At 60.6% G+C, this 7,581-nt stretch carries 7 protein-coding genes and 2 tRNA genes; 1 reads left to right on the top strand and 8 read right to left on the bottom strand.

Annotated elements, in window-relative coordinates; genetic code table 11:
• Positions 1-114: 114 nt before the first annotated feature.
• The 6 genes from G5221_RS16205 to pnuC form a co-directional block, all read right to left on the bottom strand.
• Positions 115-1,755: an alpha-glucosidase gene (locus G5221_RS16205; RefSeq protein WP_421263569.1), complete on the bottom strand. Its 1,641-nt coding sequence runs from the start codon at positions 1,753-1,755 to the stop codon at positions 115-117.
• Positions 1,756-1,955: 200 nt separating this feature from the next.
• Entirely contained in the window at positions 1,956-2,336 is a 381-nt protein-coding gene (locus G5221_RS16210; protein WP_421263570.1) for a DUF1622 domain-containing protein, read from the bottom strand.
• Positions 2,337-2,403: 67 nt separating this feature from the next.
• Positions 2,404-2,721 carry a N(4)-acetylcytidine aminohydrolase gene (gene yqfB / locus G5221_RS16215; protein WP_201902546.1) on the bottom strand — a complete coding sequence of 106 codons (318 nt, stop codon included), beginning with the start codon at positions 2,719-2,721 and terminating at the stop codon, positions 2,404-2,406.
• A 43-nt stretch (positions 2,722-2,764) separates the two neighbouring features.
• A complete protein-coding gene (locus tag G5221_RS16220) occupies positions 2,765-3,436 on the bottom strand; it encodes a Crp/Fnr family transcriptional regulator (protein ID WP_227341140.1) in 672 nt (223 codons plus the stop codon).
• Between the two features lie 105 nt (positions 3,437-3,541).
• Complete coding sequence (locus G5221_RS16225; protein ID WP_227341139.1) at positions 3,542-4,267, bottom strand: nucleoside phosphorylase; 726 nt, start codon at positions 4,265-4,267, stop codon at positions 3,542-3,544.
• 3 nt (positions 4,268-4,270) lie between these two features.
• Positions 4,271-4,987 carry a nicotinamide riboside transporter PnuC gene (pnuC, locus tag G5221_RS16230; protein ID WP_227341138.1) on the bottom strand — a complete coding sequence of 239 codons (717 nt, stop codon included), beginning with the start codon at positions 4,985-4,987 and terminating at the stop codon, positions 4,271-4,273.
• A gap of 263 nt (positions 4,988-5,250) precedes the next feature.
• Here pnuC and G5221_RS16235 point away from each other — a divergent pair, with 263 nt between their 5' ends.
• Positions 5,251-7,083: an SLC13 family permease gene (locus tag G5221_RS16235; RefSeq protein WP_227341137.1), complete on the top strand. Its 1,833-nt coding sequence runs from the start codon at positions 5,251-5,253 to the stop codon at positions 7,081-7,083.
• Between the two features lie 218 nt (positions 7,084-7,301).
• On the opposite strand, the gene G5221_RS16240 is transcribed toward G5221_RS16235, so the two are convergent.
• Both G5221_RS16240 and G5221_RS16245 read right to left on the bottom strand, forming a co-directional pair.
• Positions 7,302-7,385, bottom strand: a tRNA-Leu gene (locus G5221_RS16240).
• An 8-nt stretch (positions 7,386-7,393) separates the two neighbouring features.
• Positions 7,394-7,470 (bottom strand) — tRNA-Met (locus G5221_RS16245).
• Between the last annotated feature and the right edge of the window lie 111 nt (positions 7,471-7,581).

Consider the following 7,581-nt stretch of genomic DNA (forward strand, 5'->3'; position numbering starts at 1 on the left):
ATTAATAAGTCAGTAATAGTGGTTAATTTAATACCGCCTAGTGGGGGCGTGATTTTATGCTGATAACCGGCGGGGGCGATTGACGGGCCATTGACATGGCCCGTCAGCACGGGGTTAACCCCGCTCCACTTGTAGCCAGATGGCGCACTGATAAGGGGCGAAGAGTGGCAGTGGTTCGCTTGGGTAATTGGCCAGCAGCAACCGCATCTTGTCTGTCACCTTGTCGAAGTGGGGCAGCGGCAAGGGGTTCGCCGTGAGATTGGCGAGCAGCAGCAGGGTGTGCTGCTCTCCGCTGACCGGATCCTGCCAGTGGCGGCGATAGCTGATGCGCTCGGGATCATCCCCATCCAGCAGCTCGAAATTGCCGTGGCGAATGACAGGGTGGGCCTTGCGCAGGGCGATGAGCTGGCGATAGCAGTGAAACGGCGAGTCGGGTCGGATCAACTGCTCGGCGGCGTTGATTTCAATGTGGTTGGCGTTGAGGGCGATCCAGGGCGTGGCCGTGCTGAATCCGGCGTGGGGGCCGGCGTCCCACTGCATCGGGGTACGGGCGTTGTCGCGGCCGATGGCATCGAGCCGCCGACTCAGCTCGGCAGGATCCAGCCCTGACTGGCTGGCGCGGTAGTTGAGCGCCTCCACATCGCGCAGCTCGCCCGGCTGCCAGTGGCGGTTGGTCATGGCGAGCTCCTCCCCCTGATAGATGAAGGGGGTGCCCTGCATCATATGCAGCACCATGGCCCACAGCCTGGCGCTGGTTTCACGCCACTCTGGCCTGTCATCGCCAAAGCGGGAGACGGCGCGGGGCAGGTCGTGGTTGCCGAGAAACAGGCTGTTCCAGCCCTGACCGTGCAGCCCTTGCTGGTGGCGGGCCATGGCTCGCTTGAAGGCGAGGGGATCGAAGCAGGATGACCACTTATCACTGCCGAGCCCCAGATGCTCGAAGTTGAACACCATGCTGAACTCGCTGCCGTTGTGGTTCGAATAGTTCTGCATATGGGCGAGATCGGCCCCCCAGGTCTCCCCTACCGTGATGATCCCCTTGCCGCCGAAGCTGGCGGCATTGAGCTCGCGGATATAGTCGTGCAGGCGCGGGCCGTTGTTCATGGCCAGTCGGTCCCACTCCTTGCTCACCATGTCGATCACATCGAAGCGAAATCCCTTGATCCCTTTGCCCAGCCAGAAGTTGATCACCTCTGCCATCTCGGCCCGCACCGCCGGGTTATCCCAGTCCAGATCAGCCTGACTGGGATCGAAGTTGTGCAGGTAGTAGCGATCAAGCGCTGGCACATACTGCCAGCCGCTGCCGCCAAAAATCGAGGTAATGGGGTGAGCGTCAACGAAGGCCTGGTCGCGAAACACGTAATAACTCTGATAACGGGGATCCCCGGCCAGTGCCTTCATAAACCACTCGTGCTCGGTGGAGGTGTGGTTGGCGACGATATCCATCATGATGCCGATGCCGTGGGCGGCCGCTTCGGCTATCAGCTGCTCCATCTCGGTCAGGGTGCCGAAGGCGGGGTCGATGGCACGGTAGTCCACCACGTCGTAGCCGTTGTCCCGCTTGGGGGAGCGATAGATGGGGGTGAGCCAGAGCATATCGACCCCGAGGGTGGCCAGATAACCGAGGCGCTGGCGGATGCCGTTGATGTCGCCCAGTCCATCGCCATCGCTGTCCTGAAAACTCATGGGGTAGATCTGATAGATGACACAGCTATCGAGGTCGATATCGGGCGTGTGGAGGGAGTGCGTATTCATCAGTGCGGCCGGTTGAGGGGGAGTTATTCCTATCTTACCCAGATGATCTGGCCCTCAACAGGGCAGGGGAAACCTTGAAAAGGGTTCCATTGTTGGCTGATTTCCAAAAGTGCGGGGAGGGTCACACAGGCGCCATCCCGAGCCACGGAGGTGGTCGGGATGGCACGGCACTTAGCGCTGATGCACCGCAGCGATACAGGTTATTGAGCAGCCTTGGCCTGCTCGGCGTTTGGTTCCTGCTGGCGTTCCGCCTGCGCCTCCAGCTCCTTGCCGAGGAAGTAGTTCAGGAAGGTGCGGATCACAGCGATGATGGCAAGGCGGATCAGCTCCTCCTTGCTCGGCGCGACCGTGGTGGCCAGGATGTCGGCGGCCAGCTGGAACTCCAGCGCCAAGATGAGCCAACTGCCGAAACAGAGGCGAATGCGCGGAAAGCCGGGCTGGTGATCCCGCACTCTTGCCGCCAGCCAGAGGGTCTTGCAAAGCCCTATCACCACACAGGCGATGGAGATGATCTCCAGCAGCAGCTGGAACAGCTCGACCCCGTGCATCATCCCCTCTTTCAGGCTCGCTATTTCAAACACTCGGGGCACCTCCATGATTCAAAAGAGGACACTATTAACACATCGCTCGGCAATGGCCAAATCCGGCTCAGGCAATCAGTTTGAATTCAATCACATAGAGCGGCGGCAGATCGGGGTAGATATCGCGGATCACCTGTTTGAGCTCGGGGAGTGTCATGTTCTCCTGACGGGCGTGCTCGTCATTCAGTTCATCGAAGGCTACCGCCTTGACCGAGAGCACCTCTATGGTGCCAAAGGGCTGGTGCTCCGGGTTGGTAAACAGCGCCAACCGCTGGCCAGGCTGCCAGTTGGCTTCGCTCTCGTCGCGAATGGTGATGGTTTTGCGGCCCGCCTGAATATCGGCGACGAAGCGGCTGAAGAAGGTGAATTCGGGATGGGTAGACATGGCTCTCTCCTGACAGGGTTAATCGAAATGAGGTGAATGGAAATCAAAGGTCGAGATAGGCGCGCAGCCTGGTCAGATCGGCGATAACAGGGCCATCGCTGCCGTCGGCAACTATGCCCTGTTCGACCAGCTCCTTGAGGGCGCGGCGGTAGACCCGCTCTGTGGTGCCAAAGCGGGCCGCCTCGTGGGCCCGCTTGCGCGATCCCAGCATGGGAGTGCGCTGGCGTTCTCGCCACAGCTCATAGGCGATGTTGTAGGCAATGGGGTGGAGCAGCCGGCTGGTGGTGATCTCCAGGGTATCGAGATAGTCGCTGGCAAGTGCAGCGGCGAAAAAGAGGGTCAACTCAGGTTCTGCCAGCAGCCGCTGGGCCAGCTTGTGGGCACAGATGACTCGGGCGTCCAGCTCGGTCTCGGCCACCACGTTCCACTGCACCGGGGTGGCACTGAAGAACTCCATCTCACCGAAGATCTGGCTGTGACACTCAATCTCGCCGAGCTGGAAGCGGCGGCCAGAGTGTACCGTGCTGTTGAGGGAGACCCGGCCACGTTCGACCAGATAGAGCTGCTCGCTCTGCTCCCCCTGCCGCATGATCAATTCGCCCGGCAGGTAACGGCGCAGAAACAGGGTGCAGGCGTCGAGCGCCGCGGCAAAGCGGGGTTCAAGCTGCTGGAGTTCGGCGTGAAAACGGCCGAGGGGGTAGGGCTGTTGCTGCATGACTTGCCTGTCGCACCGGATGACGAGGGCCATGAGGCTAGCAAGAGCACGGGCCGGATACCAGCCCGCCTCCTGTCGAATGTGCCGTGATTAACGGTTTGCGGGTTATTGCAGCAGGGCGTGGAGGGCGGCGGCGATGGCGTTTCGCTCGCCGTTCATCATGGCCTGCTCGGCGTTGGCGTACTCATTGACCCCATCCTGCACATCCTGCTCGAACAGCACCACGTTGCAGAGCACGGCGGCGACCCGCACCTTGCGCAGGCGACCCACGGTCAACAGGGAGGCGGTCTCCATGTCAGCGCCCAGTACGCCACGGGCATGCCAGTAGCGGCACACCTCCTGCTCATCATCTCGATAGAAGCTGTCGTGGGAGCGTACCAGCCCGTGCCAATGAGGCTGGCTGCCGGTCGCTACATGGTTGAGCAGGGCCGCTTGCAGCCAGATGTCTGCGCAGGCGGGGTACTCGGCGGGCAGATAGGCCTGCGAGGCTCCCTCATTGCGTACAGCTCCTTCCACCACGATAAGGTCGCCAAGGCCGATATCGTGCTGCAGGGCGCCGGCAGAGCCGACCCGAATAAGCGATCGGGCACCCGCCTGCACCAGCTCCTCCAGCGCTATGATGGCCGAGGCGCCGCCGATGCCGGTGCTGCAAACCGTGATGGGCACTCCCTGATAACGGCCGTTGATGAGACGAAACTCCCGGTGCTGGCCCAGCACTTCGCACTCGTCGAGCTGGCTGGCGATGCGGTCAACCCGGGCCGGGTCGCCGCACAGCACCACCCGCTCGGCAATCTGGTCGGGGCGGCACTGCAGATGGGGTAGCAGCGTCATGGCTTATACCCCCTGTGGCTGGCGCTTAGCGGCAATCACCCAGAGGCGGGTGCCGTTGGCGGCGATAAAGAGCAAGATCAGGTACTCCAGCGACATGGCGTAAACGCCCTGCGCGGCATAGACACCGATGCTGATGATGTTGATGACGACCCAGAGGATCCAGTTCTCCACGTATTTGCGGGTCATCAGGATCTGGGCGACCACCGAGAGCACCGTCATGCTGGCATCCCAGAAGGGGAAGGCATCGGGGGAGGGCTCGGGGATGGCAAGGTTGGCACCAAACAGGTTGAGCAGGGAGACCGAGGTGCGTGCCAGGGTGGCGAAGACCGGGTCGATATAGCGGGTCAGCAGAGCGATGGCCAGCACGCTCACGGCGGCGGTCACCATCAGTTTGGATTTGCTGAGCCAGCGGATCTGCAGGGTATCCCCCTGATCGTTGGCCGGGCGGGTCCAGGCGTACCAGCCGTAGACGTTGGCGCAGAAGAAGAACAGCTGCAGCATCAACAGTCCGTAGAGCTGGATCTGGAAGAAGATGATGGCAAACAGGCTGACGTTGATCAGACCGAACAGGTAGTTGATGGTTTTCTCCTGACTGGCGAACCAGATACAGGCCAGACCAAACAGGGTGCCGATGGCTTCAATCCATGACATGGCATAGCCGCCACCCAGCGGTATGGTCACTAGCGTGTTATTGATGCTGAACAGCTCGAATATGCTCATTTTCTGATCCTTGGGCATGAGGGTTAGTATGCGAGGGCGCCATTCTAAGGGGTGAGGGGGAGGAGGGGCAGGACTTTTGTCCGCCCCGGGCTTGGCCCATATCAAAGAAATCGCCGCTGCCGCCCGGTTATTCCAGCAGTGATGGGTTATGGTGCCCCGGCGGGCCGGACTTTATTGATATGTAGCAAGATGATAGCGCCGTGGCTGTGGTCTGATAGAGTCCACTCTCCGGGAGGAGAATCACGTGATAAAAGGAGGTTGTATTGAATTCCGAGCTTGTCTGGGTGCTCTGTTTGCTGGCTGGCGCCATCTATCTCTTTATGACCAACAAGGTGCGCATGGACGTGGTCGCCCTGTTGATCATTATCCTCTTTGTGCTGAGCGACACCCTCACCCTGCCGGAGGCACTGGCGGGCTTTAGCGATCCCAACGTTATTCTGATAGCCGCCCTGTTTGTTGTCGGGGAGGGGTTGGTGCGCACCGGTATCGCTTATCAGGTGGGGGATGCGTTGGTGAAGGTGGCGGGCAGCAGCGAGACCAAGCTGCTGGTGTTGCTGATGGTAGCGGTGGCGAGTCTGGGGGCTGTGATGAGCAGCACCGGAGTGGTGGCCATCTTTATCCCGGTGGTGCTGAGCGTGGCGAACCGGATGGGGATCCCGGCCGGTCGCCTGATGATGCCCCTCGGTTTTGCCGGGCTGATCAGCGGCATGATGACGCTGGTGGCCACGCCCCCCAACATGGTGGTCAACAGCGAGCTGATGCGCCACCGCATTCACGGCTTCGGCTTCTTCGATTTCACCCCCATGGGCGTGCTGATCCTGGGGCTGGGCATCCTCTACATGCTGCTGGTGCGCGGCTCCCTGGTGGGCGAGGGGGAAGAGGGCAAGGGCAAGCCGACCGGGCGCCGCACCCTGCGCGATCTGATCCGTGACTACCGATTGGCCGGTAGGGCCCGTCGTCTGGCGCTGCGGCCGGACTCCCCGCTGATTGGTCACACCCTGGACGAACTGCAACTGCGCGCCCGTTATGGTGCCCACGTTATCGGGGTGGAGCGCTGGCGCAAGTTCCGCCGGGTGATGGTGCCGGTGTCGGGGATCAGTGAATTTCAGGCCAAGGATGTGCTGCTGATCGACATGTCAGACCCCGAGGTGGATGTGCGGGCGTTTTGCACCGAGGCACGGCTCGAACCCATGATCCTGCGCGGGGAGTATTTCTCCGATCAGGCGCGGGAGGTGGGGATGGCCGAGGTGTCGCTGATCCCCGAGTCCAAGCTGCTGGGTAAAAGCGTGCGTGAGGTGACCTTCCGCTCCAGCTATGGTCTGAGCGTGGTGGGGCTGCGCCGCGACGGTGAGGCACTGGCAGGCAAGCTGGTGGACGAGCCGTTGCAGATGGGCGACACCCTGCTGGTGGTAGGAAATTGGAGCCATATCAGACAGTTGCAGACCCATAGCCGCGACTTTCTGCTGATGGGGCTGCCCGCCGAAGTGGACGAGATGGCCCCCGCCCGCAGTCAGGCCATTCATGCCCTCTTCTGTCTTGGAGTGATGATCCTGCTGATGGTGACCGATCCGGTGCCCAACGTGATTGCCGCGCTGATCGCCTGTCTGCTGATGGGCAAGTTTCGCTGCATCGATATGGAAAGTGCCTACAAGTCGATCCACTGGCCGACCCTGATCCTCATCGTCGGTATGCTCCCCTTTGCGCTGGCGCTGCAAAAAACCGGCGGGGTGGATCTGATCGTCGGTGGTCTGATCCATGCGGTAGGGGAGATGGGGCCGCGGGTCATGCTGGCCAGCCTGTTTGCCCTCTGCGCGGTGATCGGGCTCTTTATCTCCAACACCGCCACCGCAGTGCTGATGGCGCCGATTGCGCTGGGCACGGCGCAACAGATGGGGGTATCGCCCTATCCGTTTGCCATGACCATTGCCATCGCCGCCTCGGCCGCTTTTATGACGCCGGTCTCGTCACCGGTCAATACCCTGGTGCTGGGGCCGGGCAACTACAAGTTTGCCGATTTTATCCGTATCGGGGTGCCATTCACCCTGTTGGTGATGGCGGTCAGCGTGGTGGCGATCCCCTGGTTCTTCCCGTTCTGATAACCGGGATGATGAATGTGTGCACCAGCGGCCTGCGGGCCGCTTTTTTATGGCCGGGAGACAAGAGTGGCAAGGCGTGCTCGGAATCAGTGAAGAGTGATGTGGACGGGAATTAACGTGGAGATGGGTTAATAGAGGCGCGAGAGAAAAACTGGGGAGAGGCAAATTTCAGATACAAAAAAACCAGCGTGAGCTGGTCTGTTTGGTACTGCTATTAATGGTGCGGAAGGAGAGACTCGAACTCTCACGCCTAGGGCGCCAGAACCTAAATCTGGTGCGTCTACCAATTTCGCCACTTCCGCAATATTAATGGTGGCTATGACGGGATTCGAACCTGTGACCCCCGCATTATGAGTGCGATGCTCTAACCAACTGAGCTACATAGCCGTTTGTTATCGACCACTGATGTGGAAGAGAACAGAAAAATGGCTGGGGTACTAGGATTCGAACCTAGGGATGGCGAGATCAAAACCCGCTGCCTTACCGCTTGGCGATACC

It is taken from the genome of Aeromonas sp. 602200, assembly GCF_049173895.1.
GTDB lineage: Bacteria > Pseudomonadota > Gammaproteobacteria > Enterobacterales > Aeromonadaceae > Aeromonas > Aeromonas veronii_A.

Coding starts and splice junctions, on each gene's coding strand:
- yqfB (WP_201902546.1), bottom strand. CDS start 2,721: ATGTCTACCCATCCCGAATTCACCTTCTTCAGCCGCTTCGTCGCCGAT.
- G5221_RS16220 (WP_227341140.1), bottom strand. CDS start 3,436: ATGCAGCAACAGCCCTACCCCCTCGGCCGTTTTCACGCCGAACTCCAG.
- G5221_RS16205 (WP_421263569.1), bottom strand. CDS start 1,755: ATGAATACGCACTCCCTCCACACGCCCGATATCGACCTCGATAGCTGT.
- G5221_RS16225 (WP_227341139.1), bottom strand. CDS start 4,267: ATGACGCTGCTACCCCATCTGCAGTGCCGCCCCGACCAGATTGCCGAG.
- pnuC (WP_227341138.1), bottom strand. CDS start 4,987: ATGAGCATATTCGAGCTGTTCAGCATCAATAACACGCTAGTGACCATA.